The sequence below is a fragment of the Bradyrhizobium sp. UFLA06-24 genome (assembly GCF_054967145.1).
The window spans coordinates 54,360-74,225 of record NZ_JADFUE010000034.1 but is presented as its reverse complement, the minus strand read 5'-3'; the positions used below and the strand labels follow the sequence as shown (position 1 = coordinate 74,225).

General features: G+C 64.5%; 22 protein-coding genes. 10 read left to right on the top strand and 12 right to left on the bottom strand.

What is annotated here, in order from left to right; genetic code table 11:
* From IF809_RS24730 to IF809_RS24715, 4 genes are all read right to left on the bottom strand, one after another.
* A partial coding sequence (locus tag IF809_RS24730) for an HflX-like GTP-binding protein (RefSeq protein WP_462838801.1) occupies positions 1 to 391 on the bottom strand: 391 nt, incomplete at its 3' end.
* Positions 392 to 402: 11 nt separating this feature from the next.
* Positions 403 to 651, bottom strand: coding sequence for an RNA chaperone Hfq (gene hfq / locus IF809_RS24725; RefSeq protein ID WP_007591126.1), 249 nt, complete (start codon positions 649 to 651; stop codon positions 403 to 405).
* Positions 652 to 898: 247 nt separating this feature from the next.
* Positions 899 to 2,269 carry a nitrogen assimilation response regulator NtrX gene (gene ntrX / locus IF809_RS24720; RefSeq protein WP_128966203.1) on the bottom strand — a complete coding sequence of 457 codons (1,371 nt, stop codon included), beginning with the start codon at positions 2,267 to 2,269 and terminating at the stop codon, positions 899 to 901.
* Positions 2,251 to 4,635: a sensor histidine kinase gene (locus IF809_RS24715; RefSeq protein WP_462838800.1), complete on the bottom strand. Its 2,385-nt coding sequence runs from the start codon at positions 4,633 to 4,635 to the stop codon at positions 2,251 to 2,253. Before IF809_RS24715 ends, ntrX begins: the two co-directional genes overlap by 19 nt.
* A gap of 182 nt (positions 4,636 to 4,817) precedes the next feature.
* Here IF809_RS24715 and IF809_RS24710 point away from each other — a divergent pair, with 182 nt between their 5' ends.
* Positions 4,818 to 4,964 carry a hypothetical protein gene (locus IF809_RS24710; RefSeq protein WP_164938681.1) on the top strand — a complete coding sequence of 49 codons (147 nt, stop codon included), beginning with the start codon at positions 4,818 to 4,820 and terminating at the stop codon, positions 4,962 to 4,964.
* A 174-nt stretch (positions 4,965 to 5,138) separates the two neighbouring features.
* Here the strand turns inward: IF809_RS24710 and ntrC are convergent, their stop codons facing one another.
* From ntrC to dusB, 3 genes are read right to left on the bottom strand one after another with little or no spacing between them, the layout of a single operon-like run.
* Positions 5,139 to 6,581, bottom strand: coding sequence for a nitrogen regulation protein NR(I) (ntrC, locus tag IF809_RS24705; protein WP_128966201.1), 1,443 nt, complete (start codon positions 6,579 to 6,581; stop codon positions 5,139 to 5,141).
* Positions 6,582 to 6,590: 9 nt separating this feature from the next.
* Complete coding sequence (locus tag IF809_RS24700; protein WP_128966200.1) at positions 6,591 to 7,760, bottom strand: two-component system sensor histidine kinase NtrB; 1,170 nt, start codon at positions 7,758 to 7,760, stop codon at positions 6,591 to 6,593.
* Positions 7,757 to 8,758, bottom strand: a complete 1,002-nt coding sequence (gene dusB, locus IF809_RS24695; protein WP_462838803.1) for a tRNA dihydrouridine synthase DusB — start codon at positions 8,756 to 8,758, stop codon at positions 7,757 to 7,759. Before dusB ends, IF809_RS24700 begins: the two co-directional genes overlap by 4 nt.
* 279 nt (positions 8,759 to 9,037) lie before the next feature.
* On the opposite strand from dusB, the gene IF809_RS24690 reads away from it, so the two are divergent.
* Together IF809_RS24690 and IF809_RS24685 are read left to right on the top strand one after the other, a co-directional pair.
* Positions 9,038 to 10,219, top strand: coding sequence for a bifunctional 2-C-methyl-D-erythritol 4-phosphate cytidylyltransferase/2-C-methyl-D-erythritol 2,4-cyclodiphosphate synthase (locus tag IF809_RS24690; RefSeq protein WP_462838799.1), 1,182 nt, complete (start codon positions 9,038 to 9,040; stop codon positions 10,217 to 10,219).
* Positions 10,220 to 10,222: 3 nt separating this feature from the next.
* Positions 10,223 to 10,834, top strand: coding sequence for a CinA family protein (locus tag IF809_RS24685; protein WP_128966198.1), 612 nt, complete (start codon positions 10,223 to 10,225; stop codon positions 10,832 to 10,834).
* Positions 10,835 to 10,852: 18 nt separating this feature from the next.
* Here IF809_RS24685 and IF809_RS24680 read toward each other — a convergent pair whose 3' ends face one another.
* The 3 genes from IF809_RS24680 to IF809_RS24670 all read right to left on the bottom strand — a co-directional run bounded on the left by IF809_RS24680 (position 10,853) and on the right by IF809_RS24670 (position 12,134).
* Complete coding sequence (locus IF809_RS24680; protein WP_462838802.1) at positions 10,853 to 11,278, bottom strand: GFA family protein; 426 nt, start codon at positions 11,276 to 11,278, stop codon at positions 10,853 to 10,855.
* Between the two features lie 77 nt (positions 11,279 to 11,355).
* A complete protein-coding gene (locus IF809_RS24675) occupies positions 11,356 to 11,592 on the bottom strand; it encodes a hypothetical protein (protein WP_462838798.1) in 237 nt (78 codons plus the stop codon).
* Positions 11,550 to 12,134 carry a mechanosensitive ion channel family protein gene (locus IF809_RS24670; protein WP_462838797.1) on the bottom strand — a complete coding sequence of 195 codons (585 nt, stop codon included), beginning with the start codon at positions 12,132 to 12,134 and terminating at the stop codon, positions 11,550 to 11,552. Before IF809_RS24670 ends, IF809_RS24675 begins: the two co-directional genes overlap by 43 nt.
* A 273-nt stretch (positions 12,135 to 12,407) precedes the next feature.
* Here IF809_RS24670 and IF809_RS24665 point away from each other — a divergent pair, with 273 nt between their 5' ends.
* Genes IF809_RS24665 through IF809_RS24640 form a run of 6 tightly spaced genes read left to right on the top strand, consistent with a single transcriptional unit; the run spans position 12,408 to position 17,582 of the window.
* On the top strand, positions 12,408 to 13,115 hold the full coding sequence (locus IF809_RS24665; protein ID WP_462838796.1) for a c-type cytochrome: 708 nt from the start codon (positions 12,408 to 12,410) through the stop codon (positions 13,113 to 13,115).
* Between the two features lie 4 nt (positions 13,116 to 13,119).
* Positions 13,120 to 14,400 carry a cytochrome c gene (locus IF809_RS24660; protein WP_462838795.1) on the top strand — a complete coding sequence of 427 codons (1,281 nt, stop codon included), beginning with the start codon at positions 13,120 to 13,122 and terminating at the stop codon, positions 14,398 to 14,400.
* Between the two features lie 18 nt (positions 14,401 to 14,418).
* Entirely contained in the window at positions 14,419 to 14,595 is a 177-nt protein-coding gene (locus IF809_RS24655) for a hypothetical protein (RefSeq protein WP_164938680.1), read from the top strand.
* Positions 14,592 to 15,158 (top strand): cytochrome C oxidase subunit II, encoded by a 567-nt coding sequence (locus IF809_RS24650; RefSeq protein ID WP_462838794.1) that lies wholly within the window; start codon positions 14,592 to 14,594, stop codon positions 15,156 to 15,158. The genes IF809_RS24655 and IF809_RS24650 overlap by 4 nt, the downstream gene beginning before the upstream one ends.
* Positions 15,145 to 16,767 carry a b(o/a)3-type cytochrome-c oxidase subunit 1 gene (locus IF809_RS24645; protein WP_453978946.1) on the top strand — a complete coding sequence of 541 codons (1,623 nt, stop codon included), beginning with the start codon at positions 15,145 to 15,147 and terminating at the stop codon, positions 16,765 to 16,767. The genes IF809_RS24650 and IF809_RS24645 overlap by 14 nt, the downstream gene beginning before the upstream one ends.
* Positions 16,767 to 17,582, top strand: coding sequence for a c-type cytochrome (locus IF809_RS24640; RefSeq protein ID WP_462838793.1), 816 nt, complete (start codon positions 16,767 to 16,769; stop codon positions 17,580 to 17,582). Before IF809_RS24645 ends, IF809_RS24640 begins: the two co-directional genes overlap by 1 nt.
* Positions 17,583 to 17,697: 115 nt before the next feature.
* Here the strand turns inward: IF809_RS24640 and IF809_RS24635 are convergent, their stop codons facing one another.
* Together IF809_RS24635 and lipA are read right to left on the bottom strand one after the other, a co-directional pair.
* The gene (locus IF809_RS24635; protein WP_128966192.1) at positions 17,698 to 18,168 is read right to left on the bottom strand and encodes a type II toxin-antitoxin system RatA family toxin; all 471 of its coding nucleotides are present in this window, start codon (positions 18,166 to 18,168) and stop codon (positions 17,698 to 17,700) included.
* Positions 18,169 to 18,174: 6 nt separating this feature from the next.
* Complete coding sequence (lipA, locus tag IF809_RS24630; protein WP_453978949.1) at positions 18,175 to 19,131, bottom strand: lipoyl synthase; 957 nt, start codon at positions 19,129 to 19,131, stop codon at positions 18,175 to 18,177.
* 130 nt (positions 19,132 to 19,261) lie between these two features.
* Here lipA and IF809_RS24625 point away from each other — a divergent pair, with 130 nt between their 5' ends.
* Positions 19,262 to 19,864 carry a DNA-3-methyladenine glycosylase gene (locus tag IF809_RS24625; RefSeq protein WP_462838792.1) on the top strand — a complete coding sequence of 201 codons (603 nt, stop codon included), beginning with the start codon at positions 19,262 to 19,264 and terminating at the stop codon, positions 19,862 to 19,864.
* Positions 19,865 to 19,866: the final 2 nt, after the last annotated feature.

Here is a 19,866-nt window from a genome sequence, read left to right as displayed (position 1 = left end):
TGCGATCGAGCACCTTGGTGTGCAATTCCTTCTCGAGATTGCGCTGCTGGATCGGCGCCAGCGCGCAATCCATCACCACGAGCTCGACGTCGAGGCTCTTGGCCAGTGCGGCAATCTCCTCGACTTTGCCCTTGCCGATATAGGTTGCAGGCCGGATCTGGCTGATCGGTGCGATGATGGCGTCGGCAATGACGAGGTCGATCGCACGCGCAAGGCCCGCGGCTTCGTCGAGCCGTGCTTCGGCGTCTCGCTGGACATGACCTTCCGATTGCGCGTCGGCACTTCCCGCGCGCGCCCGCAAATAGGGGCCGATGACAAGCACCCGCCCCGTCTGCTTAGCCCCTGCCGGCCGCGGACGGTCGGCATCCCCGTCGAAATTCCGGGGTTCCAATCAGATCACTCTCAAGCCGGCTGATCCTCGCCGCCTTCGAACAGCTGGATCGGAGCGCCCGGCATGATGGTCGAGATCGCATGCTTGTAGACGAGCTGCGAGTGACCGTCGCGCCGAAGCAGCAAACAGAAATTGTCGAACCAGGTCACGATGCCCTGGAGCTTCACTCCGTTGACCAGAAAGATCGTCAGTGGCGTCTTGGTTTTGCGAACGTGGTTGAGGAAGGTGTCCTGTAGGTTTTGTGCGCGGTCTGCCGCCATTGTTTTTTTCTCGCTTTGAGTTTCTTTTTATTGCGCCGGTCGCGGCCCTGTTTTGAAAATTTGGGGTCTTCGTCCGGTTGCCGTCCCTCATGAGATCCCCCTCTAGGGAACAGCAGGTTGATTAGAAGGCAGGCGGACCTATTAGGCAAGCCGCTTCACGCGGCAGGGCGCATACTATCGGCCCGAAAAACTACGGAAATCGATGATTTTTCCCGGGTATTGCCGGTGCCCGCAGCGTGCGCGGGCCTCAACCAACGCCCAATGCCTTCAACTTCCGGTGTAGTGCCGAACGTTCCATGCCAACAAACTCGGCCGTACGAGAAATATTTCCTGAAAAACGGCTGATCTGGGCAATCAAATAGTCGCGCTCGAACACTTCACGCGCCTCGCGCAGCGGCAGGCCCATGATGTGCTCACCGTTGTTGCTGGTCGGCATCGCCGGCACCATCGAGCCGACGTCCTGGGGCAGCATGTCGGCGGTGATGATCACCTCCGGGCCGCCCGCGGCGAGAATCATGACCCGTTCAACGTTGTTGCGGAGCTGGCGCACATTGCCCGGCCAGACATGCGATTGCAGCACCGCCATCGCGTCCTGGCCGATCTGCCGCTTGGGCAGGCCACTACCCGCCGAGATCTGCTCCATGAAATAGTCGATCAGTTCCGGAATGTCCTCGCGCCGCTCCGAGAGCGCGGGCACGCGGATCGGCACCACCGAGAGCCGGTGATAGAGGTCCTCGCGGAAATGACCGGCCGCGATCTCCTCTTCGAGGTTGCGGGCGGTCGAGGAGATGATGCGAACATCGACCTGCACCTTGGCGGTGCCGCCGACGCGTTGGAACGACTGCTCGACCAGCACGCGCAAGATCTTGTTCTGGGTCTCGCGCGGCATGTCCGCGATTTCGTCGATGAACAGCGTGCCGCCATGGGCTTCCTCCAGCGCGCCGGGCTTGCGCGGCTGCTCGCCGTTGGACTGCTCGACGCCGAACAGCTCATGCTCCATCCGCTCCGGCGTGATCGCGGCAGCGTTGATGACGACGAAGGGGCCATCGGCGCGGCCGGAGGCCGCGTGCAACGTGCGCGCCGTCAACTCCTTGCCAGCGCCCGCGGGACCGACGATCAGGATGCGGCTGTTCGCTTTCGCGGCGCGTTCGATGGTCTGGCGCAGCTGGTTCATGCTGGGCGAGCGGCCGACCAGCTGGCTGGCGCTCGGCGCGAGCTGCTTCAGCTCCTTGACCTCGCGCTTGAGCCGCGAGTTCTCCAGTGCCCTGGTTGCGACCAGGATCAACCGGTCGGCCTTGAACGGCTTCTCGATGAAGTCGTAGGCGCCGCGCTTGATCGCGGCGACCGCGGTCTCGATGTTGCCGTGGCCGGAGATCATCACGACAGGCAGATCGGCATTATCCTTCTTGACCTGCTCCAGGAGCTGCAAGCCGTCGAGCTTGGAGCCCTGCAGCCAGATGTCGAGGAACACCAGATGGGGCCGGCGGTTGGCGATTTCGGCCAACGCGGAATCGCTGTCGCGTGCGGTCCTGGTGACAAAACCCTCGTCTTCGAGGATGCCCGCAACGAGATCCCGAATATCGGCCTCATCATCGACAATCAGAATTTCACTTGCCATGGGTCGCGCCTGTCTTGTCCGCTGCCTGTTGAGGCTTCGATTTTCGGTGAATCATTGGTCTGTTCAGCCGGCTCTTTGGTTTCGGCCGCCGGCTCTTTTGTTTCCTGCGCCGTGACGACTGGTCCCTGCCCGGCTCCGTCGGCCTTCTTGGCCTGACCGGAGATCGCAAAGCGCATCCGCATCCAGGCGCCGCGCTGGCCTTCGCGGAAGTCGGAGGCGTCCTTCAGCTCGATGCGGCCGCCATGGTCTTCCAGCACGCGGCCGACGATCGCAAGCCCGAGGCCGGTGCCCTTGGCGCGCGTCGTCACATAGGGCTCGAGCAGCCGCGAGCGCGCGACCTTGGGCAGGCCGATGCCGTTGTCGATGACGTCGATCAGCACGTCCTCGCCCTCGCGCGACACCACGACATCGATGCGACCTTTGCCGAGCTCTTCCGGCGGGACCTGCTCGATCGCTTCGGTGGCGTTCTTGACGATGTTGGTGACTGCCTGCGAGATCAGCCGCCGGTCGAACTGGGCGCGCAGCGGGTCCTCCCTGAACTCGGCTTCGATATCGAGCTCGGGATGGGCGACCTTCATCAGGAACACCGCCTGCCGCACGGTGTCGGCGACGTCCTCGCCCTCCATTACGGGCTTTGGCATCCGCGCAAAGCGCGAGAACTCGTCGACCATGCGCCTGATGTCGTCGACCTGGCGCACGATGGTGTCGGTGCACTGGTCGAAGATCTGCTTGTCCTTGGCCTCGGTGATGTCCTTGCCGAACTTGCGGCGGATGCGCTCGGCCGAGAGCTGGATCGGCGTCAGCGGGTTCTTGATCTCGTGGGCGATGCGGCGGGCGACGTCGCCCCAGGCCGAGGTGCGCTGCGCCGAGACCAGCTCGGTGATGTCGTCGAGCGTGATGATGTAGCTGTCGTGCGGCTGGTTCTTCTCGGCGCTGACCCGCACCGACAGGTTACGCTCGGTGCCGTCGCGGGTGATGGTGATCTGGCCCTGCACCAGGCGCTGGGTGCCTTCCCGCGACGTCTTCATCATCTCGTCGAGTTCGGGCAGCACGTCGGAAAGCGGATGGCCGAGCGTCTCGGCCTCGGAATGTCCGATCAGCTTCTCGGCGGAACGGTTGAGGATGCCGACGCTGCCCGAGCTGTCGACACCGATGATGCCGGCGCTCGCCGACGACAGCACGGCCTCGATGAAGCGGCGGCGGCTGTCGATGAGATCGCTGGCATTGACGAGCTCGTCGCGCTGGCTGCGCAACTCCTGCGTCATCTTGTTGAAGGTCTCACCCAACTGGGCGAGATCGCCTTCCGATTTGTGGACCGGCACCTGGACGTGCAGATCACCCGTCGAGACGGTGTTGGCCGCGTTCATCAAGCGCCTGATCGGCGCCACCAGCGAGTTGGCGAAGTTGAGCCCGATCAGCACCGAGGCCATCAAAATGGTCAGCGCGATCACCGCGAACATCAGCGCGAACGCGACCTGGATGCCGAGCTTGCGCGATTCGATCTGCGCGTATTCGGCGACGCTCAGCTCGGTCTGCCTCAGCTGGGCAACGACCCTTGGATCAAGCGGGCGGGCGACGTAGAGGAACGTGTTGGTGAAGCCCCTGAGCCGGATCACGGCAGCGACAAGGTTTTGGTCGGGCAAGACCGCGATCTCGGGTTCGTTCTCGTTGACGTTCTGAAGAAACTCCGGCGCAGGCGGCGCGAAGGCGAGCGGGACGCCCCCGGTCTCTGCCGACAGGATCGGATTGGCGTCCTTGCCCATCAGCATTGCGCCCGGGAGATTGCGTGCCGCCGCACTCGAGGTCAAAAGCTGCAGGAACGACTGCCGGTCCTGGTCGAACAGCAGCGGAACGCGAGAGACGTCGTTGGCCATGCCGAGGATATCGCCGCGAATGACCTGCGCGTGCTCCTGTACATAGGCGCGCGCGATGATCAGCGAATTCTGGATCACCTCCTTGGTCGGTCCCGAGAACAGGCGGTCGAGGCCGCGCTCGATCGTGACATTGGCGACGACGGCCACCAGCACCGCCGGCAGCACGGCAACGATCGAGAACAGACCGACGATCTGCACGTGCAGCCGCGCCGCTGCCCGTCCCCGCCGGCGGGCCTGGATCATCTGCCAGACCTCGCGGACGATGATCCCGATCAGGAGCAGGACGGTGCCGGCGTTGATCGCCAGGAACGAGCTGACGACCTCCGGGGTCGGCTCGATTCGGGTCAGGCCGGTCAGCACCAGGAAGGTCAGAAGTGCCGACAGCAGCGCCAGAGCAACGGCAAACGGGCCCAACCAGCGTCGCACCGACCAGCGCCGGGGCTCTTCTGGGGCCGTGTCAAAGGCTGCGGCCGAGGTATCTGCGCTGGTCATTCCGGCAATGGGGTGCTGAAAACGGATCCGCGGGGCGGATACTGATGTATTCGTACCACATTGTTGCCGAATTGCGACAATTCCGCGGCGTCTATCCCGCGGCCGAGCAGCGCATCCACAGGGATAGCAGTTCAATTCCCGCTGCGCGGGAACGGAATCCGGCCATTCCGGCTTGATCCGGCATGGACAGGATCTTTCTCGCAGTAATGGTGTCGGCCGTGCTCCTGCTGATCGTCGCCTCCGACCTCCTGGTCAACGGCCCGAGCAGGCAGGAGGAGACGGCGCAGATGGCCAATATTCAGCCGGTCGCGGCGCGCCTGATCAGGTAGGCGCGACGGTCGGCGACCTGCGACCACCGGCACAATTTGTATGTTCCCGCGGAACGTTTCAGCCCGATCAGGACTTCTGCTCACCGCGTCAGCCGCAACGGCCAGCGCGATCCGGACAGGCTCAGCTCCGCTTTGGTAGGGGAGCTGAGCCACCTCGGTGCGCTGTGGCGGGGATTAGCCCCCGCTCCTGTACACCTGGATATCGAGATCCCGGATCTTCTTCCGCAGCGTGTTGCGGTTGAGGCCGAGCAGGTCGGCGGCGCGGATCTGGTTGCCGCGGGTGGCGGCGAGTGCGGCCGTGAGCAGCGGCACCTCGATCTCCTTGAGGATGCGGTGATAGAGGCCCGGCGGCGGCACGCCGTTCGGGAAGCCCTGGAAGTGCGATGAGAGATAGGCCTCCACCGCGCCGCCGAGATTGTCGACGCCCTGCTGAACCGCAGCACCCGGACTGACCGAGGGCGGCGCCAGCTCGCCGTCGATGACGGAGGCCGTGATCACGTCCTGCGGATAGAGCGCGGCGAGACGGCGCGCGAGGTTTTCCAGCTCGCGCACGTTGCCGGGCCAGCGATGCTGCTTCAGCCGCTCCAGCGCCAGCGCATCGAGCTTCTTCGGCGGCAATCCGTCCTTCTCGGCGAGCGCGAAGAAGTGACGGATGAGATCCGGCAAATCCTCGATGCGCTCGCGCAAAGGAGGCAGGCGCAGCGGCACGACGTTGAGACGGAAGAACAGATCTTCGCGGAACAGGCCCTGCTGAATCAGGACGCGCAGATCCTTGTTCGAGGCCGCGACGATGCGCACATCGGTCTTGATCGGGGTGCGGCCGCCGACGGTGGTGTATTCGCCCTGCTGCAAGACGCGCAGCAGACGGGTCTGCGCCTCCATCGGCATGTCGCCGATCTCGTCGAGGAACAGCGTGCCGCCCTCGGCCTGCTCGAACCGGCCGGAGGCGCGGGTGTTGGCGCCGGTGAAGGCGCCGCGCTCATGGCCGAACAATTCGGACTCGATGAGGTCGCGCGGGATCGCCGCCATGTTCACCGCGACGAATGGGCCGTTGCGGCGCTTGCCGTAATCGTGCAACGCGCGCGCCACCAGCTCCTTGCCGGTGCCGGACTCGCCCGTGATCATCACGGTGAGGTCGGTCTGCATCAGGCGGGCCAGCACGCGGTAGATTTCCTGCATCGCCGGCGAGCGGCCGACCAGCGGGATCGCCTCCATCTCGGCGTCCTCGTCCGGCGTCGCGACACGCTCCTTCGGCTCCGCGAGCGCGCGACCGACGATGGCGATCAGCTCCTTCAGGTCGAAGGGCTTCGGCAGATATTCATAAGCCCCGCGCTCGGAGGCACGGATCGCCGTCATGAAGGTGTTTTGCGCGCTCATGACGATGACGGGCAGGTTCGGCCGCATCTTCTTGATCCGCGGCAACAGGTCGAAGGCGTTTTCGTCCGGCATCACCACGTCGGTGATGACGAGATCGCCCTCCCCCTGGCTGACCCAGCGCCACAGCGTCGCGGCATTGCCGGTCAGCCTGACTTCATACCCGGCCCGGGAAAGTGCCTGGTTGAGAACCGTGCGGATGGCGGTGTCGTCATCAGCTACGAGAATGCTACCTGCGGGCATCGTTAATCCTCATTTTGCCCCCTGTGATGCAGACGACGACTTCCCGGCAGAGCCGTCGCGACTGCTGTGATCCGCGGTCCTGGCCGATGTGGAGTACATCGGCATCAGCACGCGAAAGGTGGTCTTGCGCGGCTGAGACTCGCATTCGATGATGCCCCCGTGATCGCCGACGATCTTGGCGACCAGAGCAAGACCTAGGCCAGAGCCGGTCTGCTTCGTGGTCACGAACGGATCGAACAGGTTGGGCAGAAGATCGTCCGGCACGCCTGGTCCATTGTCCCTCACGCAGAATTCGAGCGGCAGGGATACCCGGGATTTTTGACCGGGGACTGACAGGCGCACGCCGGGGCGGAATGCGGTGGTGAGCTGGATCTCGGCGTCGGGAACGTCGATCAGCGCTTCGGCGGCGTTCTTCACCAGATTGAGGAACACCTGGATCAACTGATCCTGATTCGCCAGCACCGGCGGCAGCGACGGATCGTAGTCCTCGATGAAGCGGATGTTGCGGGCAAAGCCGGACTGCGCCAGCCTCTTCACGTGGTCGAGGACGGAGTGAATGTTGACGGGGCCGCGCACCACCGGGCGTTCGTCGCCGAACACCTCCATGCGGTCGACCAGCGTCACGATGCGGTCGGCTTCGTCGCAGATCAGGCGGGTCAGCATGCGGTCTTCGGATGACGCCTGCTGCTCCAGCAATTGCGCCGCGCCGCGGATGCCCGAGAGCGGATTCTTGATCTCGTGCGCCAGCATCGCGGCCAGCGCGATCACCGAACGCGCGGCGCTGCGATGGGTGAGCTGCCGGTCCATCTTGTCCGCGATGGAGCGCTCCTGGAGCATCACCACGATATGACCGGGCCGCTCGGTGAGCGGCGCGACGTGCAGATCGACCTGGCGATCGCCGCCCATGCGCGGCGTGCCGAGATCGACCTTGTATTCGTTCACGGGCGAGTTCGAAGAGCGCACCTGGTCGATCAGCGCCAGCAAGGGACTGCCGAACGGCACCAGCTCCTTGAGCGACTGCCGCTTCAGAAACTGCGTCGAGATATCGAAGAAGGCTTCGGTCGCGATATTGGCGGCGACGATCTTGCCGTCCGGCCCGATCATCAGCACGGGATTCGGCAAGGCATCGAGGATCGCGTCGCTGTCAGACGGCTTGCGATGTTCAGCGGCCGAGGTCATGCAGCGGCGCTCCACGCGAAATCGTCGAAGGCATCCTGCAGCGACCGGTGGACGAGCTTCGGGTCCTCGGAGGTCAGGATCTTCCGGCGCCAGGCCTTCAGCGTCTCGATCGGCGCACCGCTCGCTTCCGCGGCGACATCGAGCGCCCAGCCGAGATGCTTTCGCGCATGCTTGAGGCCGACCCGCAGGCCGTAGAGCGCGCAGACGCCTTCGTACAGCGTCCGGACGTAGTGCAGCTGCGTTGCAAGCCCCGGCGTGGCTTCAGCCGCCCCGCCGTTGAGACGACGGCCGATCTCGCCGGGAAGCCAGGGCTGGCCCTGCGCGCCGCGGCCGATCATCACGGCATCGGCTCCGGAGGCCTCAAGCGCCGCGAGCGCCTTCTCGTAGCTGGTGATGTCGCCATTGACGACGAGCGGAATGGCTATGGCCTCGCGCACTGCGCGGATCGCATCCCAATCGGCTTCACCCTTGTAGAACTGGCAGCGGGTGCGGCCGTGCACCGTGACGAGCTTGATACCAGCGGCCTCTGCGCGCCGCGCCAGCTCCGGCGCGTTGCGGCTACGATCGTCCCAGCCGAGCCGCATCTTCAGCGTCACCGGGACCTTCACGGCCGATATCGTCGCCTCGATCAAGCTGACGGCGTGGTCGAGGTCGCGCATCAGGGCCGAACCCGACTGGCCCCCGGTCACGTGGCGGGCGGGACAGCCCATGTTGATGTCGATGATGTCGGCACCCTCGGCCTCGGCGATCCGGGCGCCTTCCGCCATCCAATGCGCCTCGCAGCCGGCGAGCTGGACCACATGCGGCCCGACCCCGGTCGCTTCGCAGCGCAACCGCGACATGCGGTGGCCGTTGGCAAGCTCATCGCTGGCGGTCATTTCGGAGACGACCAGACCCGCCCCCAGCTCGGCGGCGAGCTTGCGGACGGGCGAGTCGGTCACGCCCGACATCGGTGCCAGGAAGACCGGGGTGGCGACCTCAATATCGCCTATCTTCAACGGCTTAGAGCCTGATACTGCCGAGCCGGTCACTGGGGTCTCGTTGCGTGGGCAGCGCCTCATCGCGCCTGCCATGGTCTATCTTGCGCACAATTCTTGTGCAGTCAAGCGTCATGCCTACACTTTAGACAGTTCTGCAAAGCTTTCAAGTGCAGTGCAGCAAAATGCTGAATCCTACAATCCCGGGAAACCCCCTTTTTTTGCGGGCCTGCCGTGCTAGAGGCATGCCGGCACTCACCCACGCCCAATACACCCCTTAACAGTCGAATATTGAGTCCTATGGCGAAATCACAGCGCACTGCAGTCGTTCTTGTCGCGGCCGGACGTGGCCTGCGCGCCGGCGGCGGTGGGCCCAAGCAATATCGGGAGATCGGCGGCGTGCCCGTGATCTACCGCGCCATGGAAGCCTTCAGCACCCACCCCGATGTCTTCGCCGTGCAGCCGGTGGTGAACCCCGACGACAGCGCCATGTTCGCGGCCGCAGTCGCAGGGCTCAAGCACGAGGCGCCGGCCAACGGCGGCGCAACCCGCCAGGCTTCGGTACTCGCAGGCCTCGAAGCGCTCGCCAGGCACGAGCCCGACATTGTCCTGATCCACGACGCCGCCCGTCCCTTCGTCTCTTCAGGCGTGATCTCGCGCGCGATCGAGGCGGCAAGCCGCACAGGTGCTGCAATCCCTGTCGTCCCCGTCACCGACACCATCAAAGTCACCAGCGCGAGCGGAGATGTCGAGGACACGCCTGATAGGGCGCGCTTGCGAATCGCGCAGACGCCGCAATCCTTTCGTTTCGATGTCATCCTCGAAGCGCATCGTCGCGCGGCCAAGGATGGACGCAGCGATTTCACCGATGATGCCGCGATCGCCGAATGGGCGGGATTGACGGTTGCGACCTTTGAAGGCGATGTTGCCAATATGAAGCTCACCACTCCCGAAGATTTCGTGCGCGAGGAAGCGCGCCTGGCCAGCCTGCTCGGCGACATCAGAACCGGCACGGGCTACGATGTGCACGCCTTCGGCGAGGGCGATCATCTCATGCTCTGCGGCGTCCGCGTGCCGCATACCAAGGGCTTCCTGGCTCATTCAGACGGCGACGTCGGCTTGCATGCGCTGGTCGACGCCATCCTCGGCGCGCTGGCCGACGGAGACATCGGCTCGCACTTCCCGCCGAGCGACGCGAAATGGAAGGGCGCCTCTTCGGACCAGTTCCTGAAATACGCTATCGAGCGCGTCACGGCGCGCGGCGGCCGCATCGCCAATCTCGAGGTCACGATGATCTGCGAGCGCCCCAAGATCGGCCCGCTCCGTGACGCCATGCGCGCGCGCATCGCCGAGATCTCGGGTGTCGACATCTCCCGCGTCGCCGTGAAAGCAACCACCAGCGAGCGGCTTGGCTTCACCGGCCGCGAGGAAGGCATCGCGGCCACCGCGAGTGCCACCATCCGCCTCCCCTGGAGCGTCTAGGCCATGGGCGGCAGCGACGCACGCGCCCTCTCCCGCTCGCTGCTCGATCTGTGCCGGATGCGTAAGCTGACGATTGCGACCGCCGAGTCCTGCACCGGCGGCCTCGTGGCTGGCGCGTTGACCGATATCCCCGGCTCGTCTGACGTGATCGACCGTGGCTTCGTCACTTATTCCAACGACGCCAAGCGCGCGATGCTCGGTGTCGAGGCTGGCACGCTTGCCACTTTCGGCGCCGTCAGCAAGGAAACCGCAACCGCGATGGCGATCGGCGCGCTCGAGCGGGCCGATGTCGATCTTGCCGTTGCGATCACGGGCATTGCCGGTCCCGGCGGCGCGACTCCGGGCAAGCCGGTCGGCCTCGTTCATTTTGCGGCTGCCGCGCGCGATGGCCGCATCATCCACCGCGAGCAGCGTTTCGGCGCGATCGGTCGTAGCGCCGTACGCGCGCGCTCAGTGGTCGAAGCGCTGCGCATGCTGATGGAGCTCGCACGCGGCCCGCAAGTAGCGGCCAAGCCGCGCCGAGCGGCAGCAGCGACGCGGCTTCGTCCGCGCGTGACACGCTCACCACGACGGCACGCCGTGAAACGCAGGCCGCCGCGGTCGCCGCGCGGCTGAGCCAGACGACCGCGATCGTCAGTCAGCCGGAATGAAGTGCAGCGTTCCGGCCCGCCGCGTCGGCTTGCCGGTGTCGTTGGTGTGATTGACGCCGTCCATGACCGGCACCTCCGGGAAATCGAACGGGCTCACCCCGTCCAGGCAGGCGACGTTGACGGCATAGAGCGATTGGTCGGATCGTCGCTGGTGGTGGGTGTAGATTCCGCACCGCGAGCAGAAGAAGTGCTGGGCTGATCCGGTATGGAAGCGGTAGCTTGTAAGCGTGTCCTCGCCCTGGAGGAACCTGATCCCGCCCAATTCCGCCATGACGACGACGGCACCTCGCATGCGGCAATAGGAGCAGGTGCAGCGGCGGACCGAATTGAAACCATCGCTGAGAGTCGCCTCGAAGCGCACCGTACCGCAATGGCACTGGCCCGCCCGAACGTTTGTGTCGCCCACAATCACACCCAAGTCTCCTGTTCGGACTCTGCTGTTCGAGTGACCATTACGATATCCCGCGGACGATCCCCAAGTCCCCTTCAAGCCGCCGCGAGCAGCGCGCTCGCATGGTCGAGCACGCACTGCTTGACCGCATCGGCCTCGGACGGCTTCGCCTTCGCGCTGACCGTCAATTCGAGAATCGGCGCCGCGGGATTGGCGACATCGAGGACTTTGGTGACGGAGACCACTGGTTGCGCCTGGTCGTCGATGCGGGAGTCGCGGCGCAGTTCCTTCAGGATTTGATCGGCCAGCGTATTGGCGGCGCCTGCCGGCACTGGAAAAGCCACCTTGACTTCGCCTGTGCCGGGATAGGCGCTGTGGTTGACGATGGAGCGCCCCAGACCTGTCCGTTCGGCAGGAGGATCTGCGTGTTGTCGGTCGCGACCAACTCGGTCATGAACAGTGACAGCGACCTGACCTTGCCGGACTTCCCGGCCACTTCGACCTCATGGCCGATGTGAAACGGGCGAAACAGCAGCAGCATCACGCCGGCCGCAAGATTGGACAGCGTGCCCTGGAGCGCAAGACCAATCGCCAGCGACGTGGCGCCGAGCACGGCGACGAGGCTCGCGGTCTGAATACCGAACAGCTGAAGCACGGCGATGCCGACGACAGCCAGCACGGCATAACGCGCAAGGCTGCCGACGAACAATGTCACGAGCGGATCGACCCGGTGCGTGACACTCAGGACCCGGGTGACGAAGCGCTGCATGGCGCCGGACAGATACCAGCCAATGGCCAGCAGCAGGATCGCGTAGAGCGCGTTCAGTCCATACAGGACGAGCGAGGCCCTGAGGGTGTCGAAATTGATGGTCATCGAGGCTCCAACCCGAAAGATCGAAGAGAACGCCGAACGGGATGAAATGATCCTGAACCGAACGGGCAGGAACTGTCGCGAAGCTCCAGCGTTATCTCCGGTTTTTCAAGACGTCGAAAGCCCGCGATTCGATCGGCTCGCGACATACATAAATGCAGCCACAAAAGCCTCATTCTGCTGGTCTGAGCTTGCGCCGAAGAATATCGGCGCAATAATGCCGCCGTACGTTGTGATCCGGAATCAACCGGGCCAGCATTGTGGAGGGCGACGGAATTGCTCGCTCGCGTGACGGCTACAGCCGTCGTCCTGATCACCTTGGCCGCCATGGATGGGGCGGCCGCACAAGCGCCCAACCAACCGCCGGATACGATGGCGGCGCGGGTGGAGGCGTGCACGCCCTGTCACGGCAACAAGGGCGAAGGCACCAGCGATGTCTATTTCCCGCGCCTTGCCGGCAAACCCGCCGGCTATCTCTACAATCAGCTGCTCGCTTTCAAGAGTGGCCGGCGGAAATACCCGCCGATGAACTATCTGCTCGAGTTCCTGACCGAACCGTATTTGCAGCAAATGGCGGACTATTTCGCCGATCAGCATCCGCCTTTGCCGCCCGTCGCAGCGAACGATGCCAGCCAGGAGGTGCTGCAGCGTGGCCAGTTACTGGTGTCACGTGGCGATCCTCAGCGCCAGATACCGGCCTGCGGCAGCTGCCACGGCCCGGCCCTGACCGGGATGGAGCCGGGAATTCCGGGCCTACTTGGACTGCGGCCGAACTACATCAGCGCGCAATTGGGAGCATGGCGCTACGGCACCCGCACCGCAAAGGCGCCTGATTGCATGCAGCAGGTCGCCGCCCGGCTGACCGAGGAGGACGTCACGGCGGTCGCGGCATGGCTCGCGAGCCGTCAGGCCCCGGTGAATCTTGCTCCGGTGCCCAAGGGCACCTACGTGCTGCCATTCGCCTGCGGCAGTGAAGGGGATTGAGGAGATGGGGAAGCGTTGGTGCTCACCAATCCTTGGCGCAATCCTTGGCGCAGTCCTTGGCGTATGGCTGCTGCTCCTGACTGGATCGATCGTCGAGGCGCAGCAGGCCGCCCCTGCCGCCAGCAATATCGTCGCGCGCGGCGAATATCTGGCGCGCGCCGGCGATTGTATCGCTTGCCACACTGCGCCCGAGGGCCGAACGTTCGCCGGCGGTCGCGCGATGCCGACCCCGTTCGGGACTCTGTATTCGTCCAACATTACGCCGGACCGGGAGACCGGGATCGGCAAATGGACGGCGGAGGACTTTTACAAGTCGATGCATTACGGCCGTTTTCCGGACGGTGGGTTGATGTATCCGGCAATGCCGTTCGCGTCCTACACCAAGGTCACACGCGCCGATACCGATGAGATTTTCGCCTATCTGAAATCGATTCCGCCCGTAAACCAACGAAACCGCGAGCACGATCTGCGCTTCCCCTATGACAACCGCCAGCTCATCCTCGGCTGGCGCACGCTGTTCTTCAGCGAGGGCGAGTTCAAGCCTGATCCGAGCAAGTCGGCCGAATGGAATCGCGGCGCCTATCTGGTCGAAGGCCTCGGCCATTGCGGCATGTGCCACTCGCCGATCAACGCGCTCGGCGGCACCTCGCAATCGGACGCCTTCAAGGGCGGCCTGATCCCGATGCAGAACTGGTACGCGCCCTCGCTCACCTCCAATCGCGAGGCCGGTCTCGGCGACTGGAGCATCAAGGACATCACCGACCTGCTCCAGACCGGAGTCTCGATGCGCGGCGTCGTCTACGGGCCGATGGCCGAGGTGGTACACAACAGCCTGCAATATCTCAATGACGAGGACACGCGCGCCATGGCGGTGTACCTCAAGGGCATTGCCGAGGGATCGTCCCCTCCGCCGGCAAGCTCCGCGCTGCCGACCACCGAAAGCAGCCTGCTGATCAGCCTCGGCAAGACCGTCTACGACAAGAATTGCGCGAGCTGTCACGGCGCACAGGGCGAAGGCAAGCCGCCGCATTGGCCGCCGCTTGCCAACAACCAGTCGATCGAGATGCAATCGGCCGTCAATCCGATCCGCATGGTGCTCAACGGCGGCTATCCGCCCGGCACCAAGGGCAATCCGATGCCCTACGGCATGCCGCCCTTCGCAGGCCTGCTCTCGGACAACGAGGTCGCCGCCGTCGTCTCCTACATCCGCACGGCCTGGGGCAATCGCGGCACGCCGGTCTCGGCGCGCGAAGCCAACGAGCTGCGCTCCGCACCGCTGAACTGAGAGCGCCAGGGATCCGTCATGTTCAACTCAGACCCGCCGACCAGCCCAGCCACCGCCGATCAGGCCGTCGAAGAGGTCGTCTCGCAGGGCCCTTCAGGTGCGATCGCGCTCGCCGGCATCGCTACGGCCTGCGTGGTTGCGCTGTGGCTCGCATTCTATCTGTTCGTCTTCCTGCCGCGCGGATCGCTGCAATGAGTGCCGAAGATACCCATGGCAGCAGCGTCGAGGTCGCAGCCCGCGTCGAGCGGCGTTGGGCCACCATTGCCGTGATCATCATCGTGGGCATGGCGCTGCTGGCGGCCTTCGCCGGCATCCACCGCGCAACCATGCCGCAGCCGCGCGTCGAGACCACCGATCCCTCGCGGCTGCATCTGTCCGGTGAATTCGTCGAAAGCAATCTCGGCAGCGCGCTGGAAGCCAACGGCAGTGTGACCGTGCGCGCCATCGGCCAGCAATACTCCTTCACGCCGGCCTGCATCGTGGTGCCTGTGGATACGCCGATCACGTTGCGCGCCACCAGCGCCGACGTCGTGCACGGCATCCTGATCCAGGGCACCAACGTCAACACCATGCTGGTGCCGGGCTACATCTCCGAGCAACTGATGCGCTTTGGCAGGACCGGCGACTATCCGATGCCCTGCCAGGAGTTCTGCTCCTTCGGCCATGAGGGCATGTGGGGCAAGGTCAAGGTGATCGACAAGACCGACTTTGCGAACCGGGCGAAGGCTGGCGGGAGGCTGAGCTGTGTTGGTCAATAGGAAGCTCATTCTCGCCCATTTCTGGCTGGCCTTTGCCGTGTTCGGCATCGCGCTGACGCTCGGCGCCTGGCAGATGTTCATCCGCAGCCCGATCGGGACGTGGTTGTCCAACCCCGAACTCTATTACCGCTCGCTGACCGCGCATGGCACGGTGATGGGTTACGTGTTCCCGACCCTGGTCGCGATGGGCTTTGGTTATGCCATAGCCGAATCAGCGCTGGAGCAGCGCCTGGTCGGGGTGCGCTGGGCCTGGACCGGATTCTGGCTGATCGTCGCCGGCAGCGTCATGGCGGTGGTCCCGATCGCACTTGGCCGGGCCTCAGTGCTCTACACATTCTATCCGCCGCTGATCGGCAATTTATTCTATTATCTCGGCGTCGTGCTGGTCGTCGTCGGCTCATGGATCTGGGTCGCGCTGATGTCGATCAACCTTCGTGTCTGGCGCAGGGTTCATCCCGGTGCGCCGGTGCCGCTCGCGATGTTCGCCAATGTCGCGGGCTCGTATCTCTGGGGCTGGACCGCGGTCGGTGCCGCGCTCGAGCTGCTGCTCCAGATCATCCCCGTCGCGGCCGGGCTGAAAAACACCATCGACGCCGGCCTCGCCCGCATCTTCTTCTCCTGGACGCTGCACGCCATCGTCTATTTCTGGCTGATGCCGACTTACATCGCCTATTATACCATCGTGCCGCGCGCGATCGGCGGCCGGGTCTATTCCGACACCATGGCGCGGATCTCCTTCATTCTGTTCCTGGTGGTGGCGATGCCGATCGGCATGCACCACACCTTCGCCGATCCGCAAGTCGGCGCCGGCTTCAAGTTCATCCATTCGGCCTTCACGGCGCTGGTGGCACTGCCGACGCTGCTCACCGTCTTCACGATCTGCGCCTCGGTCGAAATCGCGGCGCGTCTGCGCGGTGGCCGGGGGATGTTCGGCTGGATCAGGGCCCTGCCCTGGGACAACCCGATGATGCTGGCGCTGGCATTTTCGTTCGTCATGCTCGGCTTCGGCGGCGCCGGCGGCCTCATCAACATGAGCTATCAGCTCGACACCACGATCCACAACACGCAATGGATCACCGGCCATTTCCACCTGATCTTCGGCGGCGCCATCGTGATCATGTATTTTGCGATCGCCTATGACCTCTGGCCGCATCTGACCGGGCGCGAACTGATCGATGTCCGCCTGATCCGCACCCAGCTTTGGCTGTGGTTCATCGGCATGATCGTCACCACCTTCCCGTGGCATTGGGTCGGCATTCTGGGCATGCCGCGCCGCATGGCCTATTTCGACTTCAGCGACCCCGCGATCGCGCCGCAGGCGCTCTCGGTCACCTTCTCCGCGATCGGTGGATTCATCCTTCTGGCGTCCGGCATCATGTTCATCATCATCCTGGCCCGCGGCATGCGTGCGCCTCAGGCCGATGCCGGCCCTTATCGTTTTGCGCTGGCCGTGCACCAGCCAACGACCGTGCCGGTCGCACTCAACACGCACGCCCTGTGGGTGGCGCTGATGATCGCGCTGACCATTACCAATTACGGCTATCCGATCCTCAATCTCGCGACCACGGCTGGGACGTCGGTGCCGGCGGTTTACGTGGGAGCGCAGTGATGAGCACCCGCGACCTCTTCACCTTCAGCAACCGCCATTTCAGGATCGGTGTCGGCGTTACTGCCGCTATTCTGATCGTGACGGCCATTGCGGGATTCATCGTGCTGCCGTTCGCGCAGCCCTGGGTCCAGTTCGCCAATGTCTGGGATGCGATCTGCAGCGCGGCCGGCCTGCCGCAGCGCGCGCCAAATGTTGCGACTCCCGAGCAGAGCAAGCATCTGTCCGAGGTCGTGCTTACGTCGCACACGCTCCCGCGCCCGAGCCAGGAGGCGATCGGCCGCGGCGCCACGCTGGCGCAGCGCTGCGCCATCTGCCACGGCCCGACCGGCATCAGCCGCGCCGATTCCCCCAACCTCGCCGGCCAATACGCCGCCGTGATCTACAAGGAGCTGCACGATTTCCGCTCAGGCGCGCGGACCAATGCGGTGATGTCGCCGTTCGCCGTCAACCTGACCGACCAGGAAATCGCGGATCTCTCAAACTATTACGCCTACCTGCCGCGGCTTCCGGCCTATCACCCGACGCCGCAGCTGCCCAAGCCGAACATCGTCATTTACGGCGCCCCCATGCGCGGCATCGCCCCCTGCGGCTCCTGCCATGGCAGCCTCGACAACAAGACCGGCAGCCCGTGGCTCGAGGGGCAATCCGAGGCCTACATGAAGGCGCAACTCCAGGCCTTCGCGTTGGACGAGCGGCGCAATGACATCAGCCAACAGATGCGCAACATCGCCCGTGCCATGACGCCGCAGGAGATCGAGGCGGCGGCGGCGTATTACGCCTCCCAGCCGCCTGACGTGGTGAAGGCGGTGGATTGAAGGAGGTCTCTCCACGTCATTGCGAGCAATCCAGAATCCTTCCGCCGAGGGATTCTGGATTGCTTCGTCGCAAGCGCTCCTCGCAATGACGGTGAGGCTGCCGGTGCCCGCGTAACTACGACGACGCCAGCTTCGGCCGGCCATAGATCGCATCGGCGCGCTTTTCAAACGCGGTGGAGAACCGCGCAAACGCCGCGTCGAACATCGACCCCATCAGCATCGCCAGCATGCGGCTCTTGAACTCGTAGGCGAGGAAGAAACCGACATCGCAGACATCGTCGCCTTTGGGCTCGAAGGTCCAGCGGTTTTCCAGATTGCTGAACGGGCCTTGCAGATATTCGACCAGGATTTTCAGATTGGCACGGTCGAGCGTGACGCGGCTGGTGAAGGATTCCCTCACCAGCTTGAACGACACCGTCATGTCGGCAACCAGCACCTCGGTGCCATCGGGCTTGGCCATGCGCTGGCGGATCTTCAGCGCGCTGCACAGCGGCACGAATTCCGGGTAGCGCTCGACGTCGGCGACCAGATCGAACATCTCGGATGCGCTGTGATTGACACGGCGCTTGCTCGAAAATCGGGGCATATCCGTTCAGCGGGCCGTCGCGGCCCGGGCAGCTTTCAGTCTCGCGAAATCCTCGCCGGCGTGATGCGACGAACGGGTGAGCGGGCTGGCCGACACCATCAGGAAGCCCTTGGTGTAGGCGACCTTTTCATAGGAGCTGAACTCGTCCGGCGGCACGTAACGCATCACGGCGTGATGCTTGCGCGTCGGCTGGAGGTATTGGCCGATGGTCAGGAAATCGACGTCAGCGGAGCGCAGATCGTCCATCACCTGCTGCACCTCGTGGCGCTCCTCGCCGAGGCCGACCATGATGCCGGACTTGGTGAAGATGGTGGGGTCGAGCTCCTTGACCCGCTGCAGCAGCCGGATCGAGTGGAAATAGCGCGCGCCGGGCCGCACCGTGAGATAGCGCGACGGCACGGTCTCGAGATTATGGTTGAAGACATCAGGCTTTGCCGCAACGACGACCTCGAGCGCCCCCTCCTTGCGCAGGAAGTCGGGCGTCAGGATCTCGATCGTGGTCGAGGGACACGCGGCCCTGATCGCACGGATGGTCTGGGCAAAGTGCTCGGCGCCGCCGTCAGCGAGATCGTCCCGGTCCACGGAAGTGATGACGACGTGGGCGAGGCCCAGCTTGGCTGTCGCCTCGGCAACATGCTGCGGCTCAGCCGCATCGAGGGCATTCGGCAGCCCGGTCTTGACGTTGCAGAAGGCGCAGGCCCGGGTGCAGGTGTCACCCATGATCATGAAGGTCGCGTGCTTCTTGTCCCAGCACTCGCCGATATTCGGGCAGCCCGCCTCCTCGCACACCGTGTGCAGCCCGTTGGACTTCACGATGTTGCGGGTATCGGCGTAGCCGCGGGTGTTGGGCGCGCGGACGCGGATCCAGTCCGGCTTCGGCGGCGAAGCGGAATCGGGGCGGTTCACCTTTTCGGGGTGGCGCGGGCGCAGCGGGTTCGTGACGGTATCGACAATAACGACCATGATCTGTCCGGTCTGTTCAGGTCCTACCTAGTCGGTCTGGCTCCCTGCCGCAACCCGGCTCGCGCCGCTTCAGGGAACATGGCAGATATGGGCAATATCTTGCTCAGTTCTCAGGCGATTCTCACCTCGAATGGCTCCAGTGTCGAAACCTTCCACGCCGCGGCTGGGCAAAGCTCTGAAGCGGGCCTTTTTCGACCGCGACGTCCGCGACGTCGCCCACGATCTGATCGGTGCCACCATGCTGGTCGACGGCGTTGGCGGGATCATTGTCGAGGTCGAGGCCTATCATCATACCGAACCCGCCGCACACTCCTACAACGGCCCGACGCCGAGGAACCGGATCATGTTCGGTCCGCCCGGCTTTGCCTATGTCTACCGTTCCTACGGCATCCACTGGTGCGTGAACTTCGTCTGCGAGGAGGAAGGCTCGGCCAGCGCTGTCTTGATCCGCGCGCTGGAGCCGACCCATGGCCTCGCCACCATGCGGCGCCGCCGCCATCTCCAGGATGTGCACGCGCTGTGCTCGGGCCCGGGCAAGCTGACCGAGGCGCTCGGCATCACCATCGCGCACAACACCCTGCCCCTGGACCGACCGCCGATTGCGCTGCATGCACGGACGGAAGATGTCGAGGTGGCGACCGGCATCCGGATCGGCATCACCAAGGCCGTCGAGCTACCCTGGCGCTATGGCGTCAGGGGCTCGAAATTCCTCAGCAAGCCGTTTCCGAGATAGGC

Excerpts from the sequence above, each read along its gene's own strand:
- hfq (WP_007591126.1), bottom strand. The coding sequence starts at position 651 with ATGGCGGCAGACCGCGCACAAAACCTACAGGACACCTTCCTCAACCAC.
- ntrX (WP_128966203.1), bottom strand. The coding sequence starts at position 2,269 with ATGGCAAGTGAAATTCTGATTGTCGATGATGAGGCCGATATTCGGGAT.
- IF809_RS24715 (WP_462838800.1), bottom strand. The coding sequence starts at position 4,635 with ATGACCAGCGCAGATACCTCGGCCGCAGCCTTTGACACGGCCCCAGAA.
- IF809_RS24710 (WP_164938681.1), top strand. The coding sequence starts at position 4,818 with ATGGACAGGATCTTTCTCGCAGTAATGGTGTCGGCCGTGCTCCTGCTG.
- ntrC (WP_128966201.1), bottom strand. The coding sequence starts at position 6,581 with ATGCCCGCAGGTAGCATTCTCGTAGCTGATGACGACACCGCCATCCGC.
- IF809_RS24700 (WP_128966200.1), bottom strand. The coding sequence starts at position 7,760 with ATGACCTCGGCCGCTGAACATCGCAAGCCGTCTGACAGCGACGCGATC.
- IF809_RS24690 (WP_462838799.1), top strand. The coding sequence starts at position 9,038 with ATGGCGAAATCACAGCGCACTGCAGTCGTTCTTGTCGCGGCCGGACGT.
- IF809_RS24685 (WP_128966198.1), top strand. The coding sequence starts at position 10,223 with ATGGGCGGCAGCGACGCACGCGCCCTCTCCCGCTCGCTGCTCGATCTG.
- IF809_RS24670 (WP_462838797.1), bottom strand. The coding sequence starts at position 12,134 with ATGACCATCAATTTCGACACCCTCAGGGCCTCGCTCGTCCTGTATGGA.
- IF809_RS24660 (WP_462838795.1), top strand. The coding sequence starts at position 13,120 with ATGGGGAAGCGTTGGTGCTCACCAATCCTTGGCGCAATCCTTGGCGCA.
- IF809_RS24655 (WP_164938680.1), top strand. The coding sequence starts at position 14,419 with ATGTTCAACTCAGACCCGCCGACCAGCCCAGCCACCGCCGATCAGGCC.
- IF809_RS24650 (WP_462838794.1), top strand. The coding sequence starts at position 14,592 with ATGAGTGCCGAAGATACCCATGGCAGCAGCGTCGAGGTCGCAGCCCGC.
- IF809_RS24640 (WP_462838793.1), top strand. The coding sequence starts at position 16,767 with ATGAGCACCCGCGACCTCTTCACCTTCAGCAACCGCCATTTCAGGATC.
- IF809_RS24635 (WP_128966192.1), bottom strand. The coding sequence starts at position 18,168 with ATGCCCCGATTTTCGAGCAAGCGCCGTGTCAATCACAGCGCATCCGAG.
- lipA (WP_453978949.1), bottom strand. The coding sequence starts at position 19,131 with ATGGTCGTTATTGTCGATACCGTCACGAACCCGCTGCGCCCGCGCCAC.
- IF809_RS24625 (WP_462838792.1), top strand. The coding sequence starts at position 19,262 with ATGGCTCCAGTGTCGAAACCTTCCACGCCGCGGCTGGGCAAAGCTCTG.